Consider the following 13,253-nt stretch of genomic DNA (forward strand, 5'->3'; position numbering starts at 1 on the left):
GTTTTGAGCAATACAAAGAGTTTTTCATGGAGCATACCGATTTAGCTAAAATAAAAAACCTTGAATCTGAAGTTGGAATAATGAGAAAATGCTGGAATAAGTTTCTATCGTTACTACCTATTAAGGCAGATGATATTCACTTTTCTCCGATTACAGAATTGTGCTCATCAAGTGAACACAAATACACTCTTCCTGAGCTAATTTCACTCTTTTTAGAATTCACAGATGATTATTTCAAAAAGAAGGGCTCGCTCAATCAAGAGATAAAAACAGAAGTGATATTTGAAAAGAATAGTGAAAAAGAAATAGAGGAAAAGAAACAGTATTTTACCAATTTAAAGAATTATTCAATAAGTCAGAGTATATCTAAAAAGCTAACATCTCTTCAAATATTGAAATAAGTGTTTCTTTTGTGATTAAAAAAACATTGCATCTTGATTGTGTATTTCATTTGCTATAAGCAATAATTTTTCGCTTTCATCATAGAGATTGTTTTCACTAGCTAATAATTTCTCACTAATTTGTGGATAAAGTTTAGAAAAGTACTTCTCATAGCATTTATCTAGGCATTCTTGGTCTATCCGTTTTGTTTTGTAGGAATGGCATTTCTCCTTACATTGATTATATCTAAATTCAATCCCTTTCTCTTTGTTTTATGCTTGTTGTTCCATAATATTCTTCAATTTAAATAATGTTCATATTAGCATGCAAATATGAACATTATGCTAATATCATTACTTTTTAGGTATGCATAGCAAATTTATGTCTGGAAATAGTTTTTGGTTATTTCCTACACTTTCTTTATAAAAACCATAGGCACCTATTGATTTTTATTAGCTAAAGTAAAGGTCAAGTATCTGGAATTCTGGACATAAAATCCTCCTGTATAAAAAGATTTGGTAGCGCACATACTACAGAAATTAAGTATGTGTGTGCACCTACATACACTGAAAAAGATACGCTACGTTTTTTATTGAAAAGTTAATTGAAAATCTGCAGACAAAGATAAATTTTTGAGCTCTTAAAATATCTCTAATTGTAATTATAATTAGATTGAAAGTATGCGGAAGTAATTTTTTTGACAATAGATTTCTTTCATAACCAGGCGTCATCCCAGCTGAGATCCAATAAGAAAATCTGATCACACGCTGGAATGACACCGTCCTGCAAGTGCGTGATGCACCAAAAGTTGTGCATCAACAATGGTATCATGTGAGTAGCCTCTCTTTTGTTGTCATCCCAGTGCCCAGACACTGGGATCCATTTTTTTCTTCTAGATTCCAGAGTCACGCGCTGGAATGACACCCATTTAGTTTTCTTACCTGTCTACCTTATCTTGCTACTTTGATGAACAGATACATTTTATCAATAGTGGTGGGATTGGTAGGACTCGAACCTACGACCAATTCGTTATGAGCGAACTGCTCTAACCGACTGAGCTACAATCCCTTTTATCAACACCTATAATACACGCAAAAGGAAATTTGTCTACTCGCTTATTTCACTATCAACCCAACTTTGCAAATCACTTATCGAGCCAATTTTGCGTGCAACTTCCTTACCATCTTGAAATATGATTAAAGTAGGTATAGATTGAATTCCATACTTACTTGGCACCTCAGTTTCTCCATCTATGTCGAACTTGCAGATCTTGATCTTGCCTTTTCTATCCTCAGCCAATTGCTCGATACGTGGCATCAGACTTTTGCATGGCCCACACCATTCTGCCCAAAAATCTACCAGCACAAATCCTTTGTGGTTAGCAACTTCAGATTCGAAATTTTGATCATTTACCGCTTTAATATCATCACTCATAAAATACCTAAATTTTTATAAAATATAGCGTACCAATTAGTAGCTAATCAACTAAATTCTTGCAAACTCAAAGTGTTTTGCATAAAACCTGATGGTTAAAAATATCTACATTTCCCCAACCCATTGAATCTAGCTCAATACGAGTGGAAAGAAATTCAAAGCACTTTTCGGCTAATTCTTTTCTATTTTCACGTTCCAGCATTAAATCTAGCTTTTCCTTTATTCTATGGAGATATAAAACATCATATGCAGCATAACTTTTTTGCTTGTCTGTTAAATTTTCATTTCCCCAATCAGAAGATTGCTGTTGCTTGTTTAGTTTTATATCAAGTAGTTCTAAGCACAACTCTTTTAAGCTATGACTATCTGTATAAGTGCGAACTAAACGTGAGGCTATTTTCGTGCAATAGCAAGGCAGTGCCCAGATTTTTAAATAATAATGTATTATACTTACATCAAACCGCGCAAAGTGAAATATTTTGATTATATTTTTATCCTCTAATATTTTTCTCAAATTTGGAGCTGTATAATCGTTTTTAAATTGAATCAAATGAGCGTTGCCATCATCAAAAGAGAGCTGCACAAGGCATAATCTATCTCTACCATGAAGTAGCCCCATTGCCTCTGTATCAACAGCTATAGATTTTATATCATTCGGTATTGCACTGGCTGGCAGGTCGTCTTTATATATAAATATTCTCATAAATTTAATATGTTTTATGATACATACAATAATCAAAAATGAGTTTTAAGTATACGAAAAGATCATAGAAAATTGGCTCTCATGATTTTCATGTATGTAGGGTTTACAAATTGTAATATGTACCTATAATTAGAAGTAGAATCTAAGCAGAATTTAACTGCGGGAGTAGCTCAGTTGGTAGAGCGCAACCTTGCCAAGGTTGAGGTCGAGGGTTCGAACCCCTTCTCCCGCTCTTCTTTTAACATAAAAAAAATTGCTCACTTATTCAACTAGTTCAGCTATGCTTAAAGTAGCTAAAAGCTTTTTAGAAAATTATTATTTAGGAGGATTATATGGACGACGATACTAAAGAAATGTTATTTGTCTTAGGTATAGCTACATCAATAGGAGCACTTACAGGATTAGCGCTCAGTTTTACAACTCTATCACCATTGGTAATGGGTGGAATTGTTGCTTCTGTTCTGCCAGCCTTATTTACATGCATGATGATTTATAATAAAAATTTTTCCAAAAAAAGTTTTTTTACTGGTGATTGTTTATGTGCTGCAAGCTTTGCAACTGGAGTTGGTCTTGCTGCAGCTACAATGGCTATTTTTCCTGGTGCAACGCTTGGAATGGGATCGGCAGCTTTAGCAGGTGCATTGATAGCACCCATAGCAGTAATTGCAGGGTTCTTTGTAACATTTGGTGTTATTGAATCAATAGCTGAAAAAGTGAATGATTATATTATATCACCTATAGTTGAGCATTTTTCTTCAAAAGAGGAAGAGCGCGCTCTACCTGAAAAATAATCAATTGACGTTAACGTTTAGTTTTCTTTATAATTTCCTTTGTGAAAGAAGAAAAATGCTTATTTGTAACGATAGCTGGTTTGCCAAATGCTGGAAAGTCAACGCTAATTAACAGCATCGTAGGCAAGAAAATTGCAATTGTCACCCCTAAAGTGCAGACAACAAGGACGCAGGTAAGGGGTGTTGCAGTGTGCAACAATGCGCAAATTGTCTTTACTGACTCTCCAGGAGTGTTTTCAGCAGAAACAAATCTTGAAAAAGCTTTAGTCAAATCTGCATGGGGAGCAGTTAAGGATAGTGACATTACTTTGTTGCTTGTTGATGTAAACAATTACCTAAAAAATATAGAAAGAATAAAAACGATATTTGCACGACTGGAGCGCACAAAAGGCAGATGCATTTTGGTTATCAATAAAACTGATTTAGTAAAGAAATCAGAGCTCAAGATGGCACATGAGCACCTAAATTTGCTTTATAAGTTTGAAAAAATTTTTACGATATCGGCACTGAAGAATGATGGACTTTCTAATTTGATGAATTACTTATCTGAAATTGCACCGATAAGCCCTTGGTTCTATGAAGAAGATCAAGTAACCGATTCCTCAGCTGATTTTTTATCAGCAGAAATTACAAGAGAGAAGTTATTCTTGAACCTACGTGAAGAATTGCCATACTCTACAGCTGTTATAACTGAACAATTTGAGGAAAAAAAAGATAAGAGTTTAGTCATAAAACAGATCATATTTGTATTGAAAGATAATCATAAGAAAATAGTGCTAGGAAAAGACGGCAGTAGCATAAAAAAAATTAATATCGAGGCGCGTACAGAATTGGAAAAGTTATTTGAGTGTAAAGTTCATCTCTTTTTGTTCGTAAAAGTGCGACCTTGGACTGATCGCCCTGAGGAATATATAAGCAATGCTTAATTCTTTGTTAGTATTTGATATTGAAACTATACCAGATGTAAATTCCTGCAAGAATTTACTAAATATTAGTGATGATGGTAGTGTAAAAGAGAAAAGAGATGCGTTAACAAAGTATCATCTTGAAATAACAAATGGGCAAAACTCTTTCCTGCGTCAGCCTTTCCACCTTGTTGTAGTTATTAGTTTTTTACTTTGTAGTATAACACGCCAGAGCGGTTATGAAATGTTCACACTACAAGAAATAAGATCTGGAGGAACAGTAAACTCCAATGAAAAAGAGCTAATAAAGGGATTTTTTAACTACATATCAGAGAAAAAGCCAAGACTAGTTTCGTTCAATGGACGTACTTTTGATATACCAGTGCTGAAATATCGCGCTATGATTCATGGCATCCAAGCAGAATATTTTCATAAAGCTGGCGATAAGTGGAACAGTTACAATCAGAGATACAGTAGTGATTGGCATTGTGATTTACTTGAATCTCTCTCTGATTTTGGAGCTTCTGCAAGAGTGAAAATGAATGAGGTGTGTGCAGCATTTAATCTTCCTGGTAAGATTGGAGTCGATGGTTCACAAGTTATGGGCTTATACGATAGTGGTAAAATACAAGAAATTCGCGATTATTGCGAAACAGATGTAATTAATACTTATTTGATTTACTTGAGATTCATGCATCATCAAGGAAGAATTACTACAGAAAGCTATAATAAGAGCATAGAAGAATTGCTTTTAGAGTGTGAAAAAAAAGAACACCTAAAAAAATTTAAAGAAGAGTGTTGCGGTAAGGATTTTTATATTGAACTTAAATGAATAGATATTAAGGAGCAATCTAATAATTGCTCCTTAATAGTAGTTACAAACTCCTTACAGTAGACAAAGAATTCTCATATGCTACCTGCTTAACTTTTGCTTGTTCAACATGAAAAGAATCTTCACACTTTTTATCTTGGTATTCCTTTTTTACTTTCTAGAAAAAATTTTGTCCACCAAGAATATAATTACCTAAATTAGCAGCATAATATTGAGCATTACCTAAAACTGCACAGTTAATTCGACTTAATATTCTCGAAGGGTAATAAAAGAGAGAAACGTTATTGTTCGATCGGAAATCCTTTTCATCCATTATTTGAATGGCTTCATGATAACCATCTATTTGATGAACAAAATATCCTTCAGGTACTGATATTCTCAATTGTGCACCTACATGAGCATAACCACAAATACCAGGTGATACCGCTGGTACTGGGTCTTGTCTATGTTGAGTTACTCTAATGGTTTTTTCTTGAAGAACATCATTATAAAATTCACTAGCAGTAAGATCGAAAACTCGTCGATCACCAAAAGTTGCAACATGAACATCTTCAGCTCCTTCTGTTTTATTGAGGCATAAAGCAGCTATCTTAGCAATAGCTCCTCCCATACTGTGACCTGTGAGATTAATTTTAAAATCCTTGATTTCTGATCCCTGTTTTTCAGCATGAGATTTCAAAATGCCATACAGATTAGGCCATGAATCCATAAATGAATTATAGAAACCACAATGAATTCTTCCACCTTCAGGTAAAAATTCCGAAGTAGCAAAAAGTACATTTATATCAGTAATTCCATCATTAACACTCTGGCTCAGACGAGTACCATGGTAAGCTATTGTTATTTCTTTACCTTTTATAAAAACGTGACCAGCATCTTTTTCAAAGCTATTACCAAATGGAATAATTTCATAACCTTCGCTGATGAGTTCAGCTCTAGTTTTATACATTTTTTCAGTATATGGAACAATTTCAAAATCTTCTTCAGTTTCAAATTCAGTTTTGTACGCTCTTTGAGCTAGGTTGTTACATCTTTTTTTACTTAATTTACCATCATCATCGCCATAGCTTATCTTGCAGAAATTACCCATTTCTAATAATTTCTCTCTATCAAATCCTGCAATTTTTACAATACTTTCATCTATTTTATATTCAGAAGGTAAAGAACATGGCTCATTTGGATCAGCACGATTTATAAATTCATAATCTTCAATGATCTCAAATTCATCGTCATATTCTTTCATCTCGTATTTGCCATCATCTACTGAAATAGAGTCTTGCTGTTCAGTATTACCTTGCTATGAGCCTGTAGCACCACCTGTAGTGCTAAACCAATTTCGTAAAAAACTAAAATCCATAAATACCTTAATTATTAAAAATAAAATAATAATTCACTAATTTTAATATAAACTAATATTATTGTCAATAGTTATATTAATATTTCAATCTTTATGTACTTTCACTTGAGTAAATTTTACTTCCATAGAATAAGTATAGAGTTATAATACACTAACAAGCAAACCTCTGTACTAAATTTTGGTTAATATACACGTTGAGCGTATTAAGAAAGTTGCTTTTAAAGTATTGCATTTTACTTTTATTTTCGCTATAAGGTTGCTTTAAGTTGGATTTTCAACACCTTTATACTATTTATGTTATGATTTTAAAATTTTTTGGGGGCACTTCATGAAAAAATCTATTTATACTAGAACTGCTCTAGCTTCTCTATTGACTTTATGTTCTTTCAGTGGCTTTGCTGCTGACTTTTCTGACGAGAGTATGAAGGAAGTAAAAAAGCAAGAGAGTAACGAGTCAATCAAAACTTCTGGAAAGATGGAAGTGATGAAGACGTCAAATAAGAAACTAAAAGAAAAAATGGACAGGATATGTAATGCTGATCCAAGAAAAAAAGCCGAGGAGCTTAAGAAAAAAGAAGAACTAAGATTAGCAGCTGAGCAGAAGAAAAAAGAGGAGTTAAAATTAGCAGCTGAACAAAAGAAGAAAAAAGAAGAGTTAAAATTAGTAGCAAAACAAAAGAAAAAAGATGAAATTAGGCTAGCAAAAGAGAAAAAAGCAAAGCTTATAGAGGATTCAAAGGCGAAAGCTCTAAGCACTAAAAATTCTAATGTAGAAAAATCAAAAATTAAGGGTTCTAAAACTAAGAATGCTAAAATTGAAGCTAAAGATATAAAAAAGGATGTAAAAGTTGTTAACAGCAATACAGAGGAAAAAGGTAAGGCAAGTCCTGTTGTTTCAGTTGGTGGGGTTGATATTATCAATACCAATCAAGGGGATGGTTTAAGAATAACTTTCGGTGGCGTTGTTGATTCTCAAGGTTATGGTAACCATGGGCTAAGTGGCTATAACCATTATAATGTTATGCCAGGTAAATCTACAGATTATTTTAACAATACTCCAGATAGTATAAAAGGAGCAAATCCAATATTTCCTAAAGGGATAGGGAATATTGGTGATTACAGTGAAAACATGGGCATGATTTCAGATGTAATATTGCACTTAAGAGCTGAAAATAAAAATGAGGATATTGGTCTTCGTTATGGTGCCGATGTACAATTCCATGTTCCAGTTACTGAAGGTAAAGGAGCTTCACAAGGCGTGAATGCTGCAATAGGTAGAAGTGCACATGTGTTTTTGAATTCAAAATATGGTGATCTGAAACTTGGCTATCAGTTTGGTCCTGAGTCTCTGATGAGACTTGATGCAACAAGAATTGCAACTGTTGATGGAGCTGCAGATAGTGAATGGTTCAGAAAAGTAAACTTAGAAGGAAGTGCTGCAAACTTTCCATTTTACGTAACACCACGTCTTTACACTGAAAGCTTCTCGAGCGAGAGCGAAAAACTCTCCTTCCGTATGGCAGGAAAATACAACAAAGACGTTATGACCACGTTGCCGTTTAGAGCTGCTTACTACTCACCAAATTATATGGGTGCAAGATTTGGTCTTAGCTACTCACCTCGCTATGATAGTGGTTTATCCGTTGTAAAAGAAATAGATTCAGTTCTTTCTAAAAATGCTCAAAAGCAAGATGAGGTAAAGCATAAGGAAACGTTAAGACATGTTGGACCAGATTACGAGCATATAATAAGTGCTGGTGCGTCATATGAATATGACTTTAGTAAACATAATATAAAAGTTAAAACTTCCGTACTTGGTGAGTTTGGCTTGGCAAAAGAGCCAAGTAAAGATAAGCATCTTTATAATGAGTTCATAGAATACAATAATCTGGCAGGCATTAATTTGGGTGCAAGCGCTGATTATAAGATTGATGAAGATCAAGGTGTAAAATTTGCTGCCTCTTTTGCATATTTGGGTAAGTCTGGTCAACCTAAGAGTATCAAGGAACTCGACCTTGCTTCAAAAGAGTATAAAGAGACTACTGATATTGCTAGAAAAAATGGCTTAAAGCAATTTAATGATAACAATACCATGTACTGGACTGCAGGTGCTGGTTATCAATATGATAATATCTACACAAGCTTGACATACTTTGGCAGTACAATGAATGATAAAGATATGCTTCATGATATTGCACTTGGTGTTCAGTATGATCTATCTTCTTGCAATAAGAGCAAATTTGTTCCTTATGCAGCCTTACATTATTTTATGACTGATGAAAAAAGTGCGCTGAAAGATCAAAAAGATGCTGAGGTACCTTCTAATACAGGAATTCTTCTACTCACTGGTGTGAAGTTTTCTTTCTAGTTATTTAACAATACACACCACAGCTTGAATGTGGTGTGTGTTTTCACTATGCACTTTCAAAATGTTGAAAAAATTTCCAATATATGATATAATAGCTAAAACTAGGAAGTAATACTCTAATGAGTATAACAGTAAATCTTGATGGGGAATTTGAGAAGATAGTGCAGTCTCATTCCGTATTGCAAAATCGTTCTGTACCGCAACAAATCGAGCATTGGGCTAAGATTGGTCAGATTGTTGAAGATAACCCTGAGCTAAGCTATAATATTATCAAAGAAATCCTTTCAGGCATTGAGGATATCAAGTCAGGTAATGTTGAGAAGTATAAGTCCACAAAATTTTGAAGATTCTTCTCACCAACACTTTTAAGTGGTCAATGAATAAGCTGCACAATAATCAACTACCCAAACTTGAAAAAGCCATCAAACAAATTTAAGGTAACCCATATATTGAAGAGCTAAAGTCAGGCGATCTTGCAGGTGTTCACGTGTATAAATTCTCTATTTTTAATCAACTGACATTATTAGCCTATATTCACAACGAACAAAATAACATATTAACACTTCTTGCATTTGCTCCACACGAAAATTTTTATAGAGATTTGAAAAAACAAGTGTAGCTAAATGCAGGTATGCCATTATTTATAAGAGGCAACTATGCAAACCAAATTAAAAAACCATTTAGCTGGAGAATTACTTACCATCGCTACTTGCTGGAAATTAACACTTGTAGGTGGGAAAGTAATGGGATTTACCGACTATGACGAAGATTTAAATGTCAATAATATACTCTATAAATCTTCAAGTGGGTTTACAGCTAGTAGCATAATATTAAATAGCGATTTGAGAACTGATAATCTAGAAATTGAAGGAATATTAAATAGTGCCGATATTAAAGAAAAAGATGTTTTATCAGGAAGGTATGACTTTGCAAATATTGAAATATTTCTTGTGAATTATAAAGATTTGAGTCAGGGAATTATGAATTTGCATGCAGGAACTTTTAGTAAAGTAACATTAAATAGCGGGAGGTTTATCGCTGAAATTAGAGGTATTACGACAAAGCTTGAGAGAAGCATAACAGAGCTATATTCTCCTGTATGCAGGGCACAATTTTGCGATGATAGATGTAAAGCTGATGCTAAAAAGTTTAGTAGAATGAGCACAATTACTACAGTGATAGATGAAAGAAGATTTGAAGACACTAATTTAATCGAAAGCGATGGATATTATAAGCACGGAGTGTTTAGTTCAGCAACATTTGAAGTTGTAGTTAAAGAATACAAAAATAAAGTAGTTACATTATTTGCTTCTCCTCCATATCAAATTTCTACCGGAGATAAATATTCGATACTTGCAGGTTGTGATAAAGCGTTTTTAACGTGCAAAAACAAGTTTAACAATACTGTGAATTTCCGTGGCGAACCATATATACCAGTTGTTTAGCAGCATAATTTTTAATATTATGAATAAGTATGGAAAGGTGGCTGAGCGGTCTAAAGCACACGCTTGGAAAGCGTGCACATATGAAAATATGTCGGGGGTTCGAATCCCCCCTTTTCCGCACATTATTTCTAGTATAACATAGGTTTTGTTCTTTAAGGGATATAGCATTAGCACTTCAGCTTCGCAATTTTTCAGAGTCATCTACTTCAATAAAAGAATAGAGTTATCAAGTTGCAGAGCCTTCTTGATTTTTGATGACGAAGAGTAATAGAAATACAATCCAGTAGCCAGATGCTGATCCCTATTACTAATAATGTCTTGCAATACTATACTTAGTCTGTGTCATTTCTTCCGAGCATCAGCAAACTCGTATATACTCAACCTACCATAATCTGTCGATATAATTCTTTATTGAAAATTTCGGAAGACAAAAAAGCCTCACACTTTTTTATTAAATAGACATGTAATCGTATTCATCCAAAGATGATTCCATTATTGTCTTTTGTGGATCAAATGGTTCAGAACTTAGATCATATATATTATTACATCTTGCCTTGCATATAGATCGCCCGGCAGGATTATACCAATCATGTATCTCTTTACATTTTCTGTGGCAAAGATTATGGTCACGTGCTTTTTGCTCGTCTATCCAAGAAAATAATTTTTGTGTAGATTCTTGCACCTTACTTTTACTCGTAAAAGGATAAGTATGGTAGTTTTGTGTATTTTTTGACATAATATTCTCCCTAATAAAAAAACTAACATGATATTAAAACATTAATATCATATTAATAATAGTATAACTACTTTTTAATACAGTTTTTACGAAAGTTAAAACAAATTATACAGCCCTCCTTCCTCTCCACCTACAGAAACACTAAATATATTTTTTAAACACCTGTTTTGCTCTTGCCTCTAATCACTATTCCATTACTCACACTTGTTACCTCTATATCAGACGATTTTACATTATTCCTAATCAGGTGATTTACCACTACTCTACACTTATATTTATCTATTTCTTGATCAGAGGTTTTTTTATAAAATTTCCTGTAATTTACCTCTCTCTTCATCAACTATAGTATTTCCGAAAGTAAATGATAAAGATATAATAAGTTATTTGGGTTATAATGGCATATAGTGTGGATTTAAGGGAAAAGGCAGTATTGATGATAGAAAAAGAGGTAAGACGAAGATTGAGGTAGCAGAGCTTATGGAGATAGACTCTGTACCGCTGGTTAAAAAAGAAAGCTGCTGGTGAAAGCCTCAAGCCATCTAAAAACGGCAGCTTTATTCGAAAAATAGACCCAAAAATACTCAAAGAATATGTTACAAAGAATCCAGATCATACTCTGGCAGAGATGAAACGAAATCTTGGATTTGGAATACATTCAATTTGGTATAGACTAAAACAGCTAAGAATTACTTTAAAAAAAAGTCACACTATATCAAGAGCGCAATCAAGAAGATAGACAGCAATTTACCGATAAAATCTCAAAAATAGACCATTCTAGCACCTTATATATAGATGAAGCAGGAGTTGACAATAGATTATACCGAGAGTATGGGCGCGCTCCAAGAGGAAAGAAAATTTATGAAGATATTCCAGCGAGAGAGAATCAGTATAGTATCCGGGTGGATTGGAAAGAGATTTATTGCACCAATAACTTTTACTGGAGGTTGTAACAAAGAAGTATTTAATGCATGGTTAGAGCATTCCACAGTTACAACCTGGTACAACCATAGTTATGGATAATGCTACATTTCATAAGACTCCTACAACAAGGTCATTAATAGAATCTTTTGGCTGTCATTTGCTCTATCTTCCAACATATTCACCAGATTTGAATCCTCACTTTTACCCACAAATAAAAAAGTGAGTAAAATGGATACCAAATAAATTTGGGATTAAAATGAGTGAAGTAAGTACAAATGTGCAATATACTGATGGCTTAGGGGATAAATGGCTGGAAAGAGAGTTAAAACACGTTAATTTAGGAAATACAAGACTTAATAAGAGACTTATTAAAACAGGATATTGTATAGAGGGTAAGGCGTCTGGATCAATTAATCAAAGCTGTAGTGGATGGAAAGAAGCTAAGGGTGCATACAGATTATTTAGCAATGAAAAGCTTAAGGATAAGGAAATTTATTCTTCCCATTACAAAGAAACTATGGAGAGAATGAAAGGAAATCAGTTTGTTTTTTCAGTTCAAGATACAAGTTATTTGGATTTTGACTCTCATATAAAAACCAAGAGGCTAGGTAGTATTTCTAAAGCTTATACGAAGAATAAAATGGGTTTACTGTTGCACAGTGCCTTAATAGTCAGCAAAGGAAGGATTGCCTTTAGGTCTATCTTCTCAACAATGTTGGGCACGTTCTATTAGGGAAAAAGAAAAGGCACAAGAAAAAGCAAACAGGAAATACCGTACCTCCATAGAAGAAAAAGAAAGTTATAAGTGGATAACAGCTCTCAAAGAAAGCATAAACAACCTTCCTGCAAATGTACAACTTGTTACCCTTGGTGATAGAGAGGCAGATATCTTCAAATTTTTATGGATCACTGAGACATTAGGTAGTTTTTATGTAATCCGTAATCGAACTAATAGAAGATTTATCTGTACTGAAATTGGAAAAACAGATTTGCAAACACGCATCACTCAACTGCCAGTAAAGAAGAAAATTTCTCTATAAGTTAATAAAGATAGAAACCAAAGATCAAGGAAAGCTAATATTGAAGTTAAGTATATGAAAGGCTATATACCTATCAGATCTTCTTCAATTTATGGATCAAAAGACACAGTGCATAAAATAAGTGATAAAATCCCTGTATATGTGGTAAGTGCAAAAGAAACAAATCCTCCTGAAGGATTGGAAGCTATTGATTGGACTTTGCTGACTAATGTACCAGTTAATAGCACTTTAGATGCTATAGAAAGGATAAATTGGTATAAGCTAAGATGGAAAATTGAGGAGTATTTCAGGGTTTTAAAATCAGGATGTAAAATATAAAGCTCTCGTTTAACTAGAAAGG

At 33.7% G+C, this 13,253-nt stretch carries 19 protein-coding genes and 3 tRNA genes; 16 read left to right on the forward strand and 6 right to left on the reverse strand.

The genetic code is table 11. From position 1 onward, the window contains the following. Positions 1-26: 26 nt before the first annotated feature. Positions 27-401 (forward strand): hypothetical protein, encoded by a 375-nt coding sequence (locus AAE962_RS01600; protein WP_343289305.1) that lies wholly within the window; start codon positions 27-29, stop codon positions 399-401. Between the two features lie 971 nt (positions 402-1,372). On the opposite strand, the gene AAE962_RS01605 is transcribed toward AAE962_RS01600, so the two are convergent. The 3 genes from AAE962_RS01605 to AAE962_RS01615 form a co-directional block, all read right to left on the reverse strand. Next, positions 1,373-1,449, reverse strand: a tRNA-Ile gene (locus AAE962_RS01605). Between the two features lie 39 nt (positions 1,450-1,488). Next, entirely contained in the window at positions 1,489-1,815 is a 327-nt protein-coding gene (trxA, locus tag AAE962_RS01610; RefSeq protein ID WP_343289306.1) for a thioredoxin, read from the reverse strand. Between the two features lie 67 nt (positions 1,816-1,882). After that, on the reverse strand, positions 1,883-2,518 hold the full coding sequence (locus AAE962_RS01615; RefSeq protein WP_343289307.1) for a ribonuclease H-like domain-containing protein: 636 nt from the start codon (positions 2,516-2,518) through the stop codon (positions 1,883-1,885). A 159-nt stretch (positions 2,519-2,677) separates the two neighbouring features. Here AAE962_RS01615 and AAE962_RS01620 point away from each other — a divergent pair. The 4 genes from AAE962_RS01620 to AAE962_RS01635 all read left to right on the forward strand — a co-directional run bounded on the left by AAE962_RS01620 (position 2,678) and on the right by AAE962_RS01635 (position 5,046). Then, positions 2,678-2,750: transfer RNA gene (locus tag AAE962_RS01620), tRNA-Gly, on the forward strand. Between the two features lie 100 nt (positions 2,751-2,850). Beyond that, positions 2,851-3,309 (forward strand): hypothetical protein, encoded by a 459-nt coding sequence (locus AAE962_RS01625; RefSeq protein WP_343289308.1) that lies wholly within the window; start codon positions 2,851-2,853, stop codon positions 3,307-3,309. Positions 3,310-3,350: 41 nt separating this feature from the next. Further along, complete coding sequence (gene era / locus AAE962_RS01630) at positions 3,351-4,235, forward strand: GTPase Era (RefSeq protein ID WP_343289309.1); 885 nt, start codon at positions 3,351-3,353, stop codon at positions 4,233-4,235. Then, a complete protein-coding gene (locus AAE962_RS01635) occupies positions 4,228-5,046 on the forward strand; it encodes a 3'-5' exonuclease (protein WP_343289310.1) in 819 nt (272 codons plus the stop codon). The genes era and AAE962_RS01635 overlap by 8 nt, the downstream gene beginning before the upstream one ends. 157 nt (positions 5,047-5,203) lie before the next feature. Here the strand turns inward: AAE962_RS01635 and AAE962_RS01640 are convergent, their stop codons facing one another. Next, positions 5,204-6,289, reverse strand: a complete 1,086-nt coding sequence (locus tag AAE962_RS01640) for a lipase family protein (RefSeq protein WP_343289311.1) — start codon at positions 6,287-6,289, stop codon at positions 5,204-5,206. 442 nt (positions 6,290-6,731) lie between these two features. Between AAE962_RS01640 and AAE962_RS01645 the strand changes: the two genes are divergently transcribed. The 5 genes from AAE962_RS01645 to AAE962_RS01665 all read left to right on the forward strand — a co-directional run bounded on the left by AAE962_RS01645 (position 6,732) and on the right by AAE962_RS01665 (position 10,334). Continuing rightward, positions 6,732-8,771 (forward strand): porin, encoded by a 2,040-nt coding sequence (locus tag AAE962_RS01645; RefSeq protein ID WP_343289312.1) that lies wholly within the window; start codon positions 6,732-6,734, stop codon positions 8,769-8,771. Positions 8,772-8,890: 119 nt separating this feature from the next. Further along, positions 8,891-9,115, forward strand: coding sequence for a TA system antitoxin ParD family protein (locus tag AAE962_RS01650; protein ID WP_343289313.1), 225 nt, complete (start codon positions 8,891-8,893; stop codon positions 9,113-9,115). A 143-nt stretch (positions 9,116-9,258) separates the two neighbouring features. Continuing rightward, a complete protein-coding gene (locus AAE962_RS01655) occupies positions 9,259-9,390 on the forward strand; it encodes a type II toxin-antitoxin system RelE/ParE family toxin (protein ID WP_264706807.1) in 132 nt (43 codons plus the stop codon). A 37-nt stretch (positions 9,391-9,427) separates the two neighbouring features. Further along, complete coding sequence (locus AAE962_RS01660) at positions 9,428-10,216, forward strand: DUF2163 domain-containing protein (RefSeq protein WP_343289314.1); 789 nt, start codon at positions 9,428-9,430, stop codon at positions 10,214-10,216. 31 nt (positions 10,217-10,247) lie between these two features. Beyond that, positions 10,248-10,334 (forward strand) — tRNA-Ser (locus tag AAE962_RS01665). A gap of 333 nt (positions 10,335-10,667) precedes the next feature. Here the strand turns inward: AAE962_RS01665 and AAE962_RS01670 are convergent. Then, complete coding sequence (locus tag AAE962_RS01670) at positions 10,668-10,952, reverse strand: hypothetical protein (protein WP_143689831.1); 285 nt, start codon at positions 10,950-10,952, stop codon at positions 10,668-10,670. A gap of 154 nt (positions 10,953-11,106) precedes the next feature. After that, positions 11,107-11,289, reverse strand: a complete 183-nt coding sequence (locus AAE962_RS01675; protein WP_264336274.1) for a hypothetical protein — start codon at positions 11,287-11,289, stop codon at positions 11,107-11,109. A gap of 153 nt (positions 11,290-11,442) precedes the next feature. On the opposite strand from AAE962_RS01675, the gene AAE962_RS06715 reads away from it, so the two are divergent. The 6 genes from AAE962_RS06715 (at position 11,443) to AAE962_RS01695 (ending at position 13,231) form a co-directional block, all read left to right on the forward strand. Then, a complete protein-coding gene (locus tag AAE962_RS06715; RefSeq protein WP_143689951.1) occupies positions 11,443-11,688 on the forward strand; it encodes an IS630 transposase-related protein in 246 nt (81 codons plus the stop codon). A 68-nt stretch (positions 11,689-11,756) separates the two neighbouring features. Further along, positions 11,757-11,972, forward strand: coding sequence for a hypothetical protein (locus tag AAE962_RS01680; protein ID WP_343289030.1), 216 nt, complete (start codon positions 11,757-11,759; stop codon positions 11,970-11,972). Next, positions 11,965-12,096: a transposase gene (locus tag AAE962_RS06720; protein WP_410543832.1), complete on the forward strand. Its 132-nt coding sequence runs from the start codon at positions 11,965-11,967 to the stop codon at positions 12,094-12,096. The genes AAE962_RS01680 and AAE962_RS06720 overlap by 8 nt, the downstream gene beginning before the upstream one ends. A gap of 33 nt (positions 12,097-12,129) precedes the next feature. Continuing rightward, entirely contained in the window at positions 12,130-12,606 is a 477-nt protein-coding gene (locus AAE962_RS01685) for a transposase DNA-binding-containing protein (protein ID WP_343288676.1), read from the forward strand. After that, positions 12,560-12,913: a hypothetical protein gene (locus AAE962_RS01690; protein WP_343288677.1), complete on the forward strand. Its 354-nt coding sequence runs from the start codon at positions 12,560-12,562 to the stop codon at positions 12,911-12,913. Before AAE962_RS01685 ends, AAE962_RS01690 begins: the two co-directional genes overlap by 47 nt. A 54-nt stretch (positions 12,914-12,967) precedes the next feature. After that, entirely contained in the window at positions 12,968-13,231 is a 264-nt protein-coding gene (locus AAE962_RS01695; protein WP_343288678.1) for a hypothetical protein, read from the forward strand. Positions 13,232-13,253 lie beyond the last annotated feature (22 nt).

Source organism: Wolbachia endosymbiont of Encarsia formosa (assembly GCF_039540065.1).
Lineage (GTDB): Bacteria > Pseudomonadota > Alphaproteobacteria > Rickettsiales > Anaplasmataceae > Wolbachia.

Excerpts from the sequence above, each read along its gene's own strand:
- AAE962_RS01600 (WP_343289305.1), top strand. The coding sequence starts at position 27 with ATGGAGCATACCGATTTAGCTAAAATAAAAAACCTTGAATCTGAAGTT.
- trxA (WP_343289306.1), bottom strand. The coding sequence starts at position 1,815 with ATGAGTGATGATATTAAAGCGGTAAATGATCAAAATTTCGAATCTGAA.
- AAE962_RS01615 (WP_343289307.1), bottom strand. The coding sequence starts at position 2,518 with ATGAGAATATTTATATATAAAGACGACCTGCCAGCCAGTGCAATACCG.
- AAE962_RS01625 (WP_343289308.1), top strand. The coding sequence starts at position 2,851 with ATGGACGACGATACTAAAGAAATGTTATTTGTCTTAGGTATAGCTACA.
- AAE962_RS01635 (WP_343289310.1), top strand. The coding sequence starts at position 4,228 with ATGCTTAATTCTTTGTTAGTATTTGATATTGAAACTATACCAGATGTA.
- AAE962_RS01640 (WP_343289311.1), bottom strand. The coding sequence starts at position 6,289 with ATGAAAGAATATGACGATGAATTTGAGATCATTGAAGATTATGAATTT.
- AAE962_RS01645 (WP_343289312.1), top strand. The coding sequence starts at position 6,732 with ATGAAAAAATCTATTTATACTAGAACTGCTCTAGCTTCTCTATTGACT.
- AAE962_RS01650 (WP_343289313.1), top strand. The coding sequence starts at position 8,891 with ATGAGTATAACAGTAAATCTTGATGGGGAATTTGAGAAGATAGTGCAG.
- AAE962_RS01660 (WP_343289314.1), top strand. The coding sequence starts at position 9,428 with ATGCAAACCAAATTAAAAAACCATTTAGCTGGAGAATTACTTACCATC.
- AAE962_RS01670 (WP_143689831.1), bottom strand. The coding sequence starts at position 10,952 with ATGTCAAAAAATACACAAAACTACCATACTTATCCTTTTACGAGTAAA.
- AAE962_RS01675 (WP_264336274.1), bottom strand. The coding sequence starts at position 11,289 with ATGAAGAGAGAGGTAAATTACAGGAAATTTTATAAAAAAACCTCTGAT.
- AAE962_RS06720 (WP_410543832.1), top strand. The coding sequence starts at position 11,965 with ATGGATAATGCTACATTTCATAAGACTCCTACAACAAGGTCATTAATA.
- AAE962_RS01685 (WP_343288676.1), top strand. The coding sequence starts at position 12,130 with ATGAGTGAAGTAAGTACAAATGTGCAATATACTGATGGCTTAGGGGAT.
- AAE962_RS01695 (WP_343288678.1), top strand. The coding sequence starts at position 12,968 with ATGAAAGGCTATATACCTATCAGATCTTCTTCAATTTATGGATCAAAA.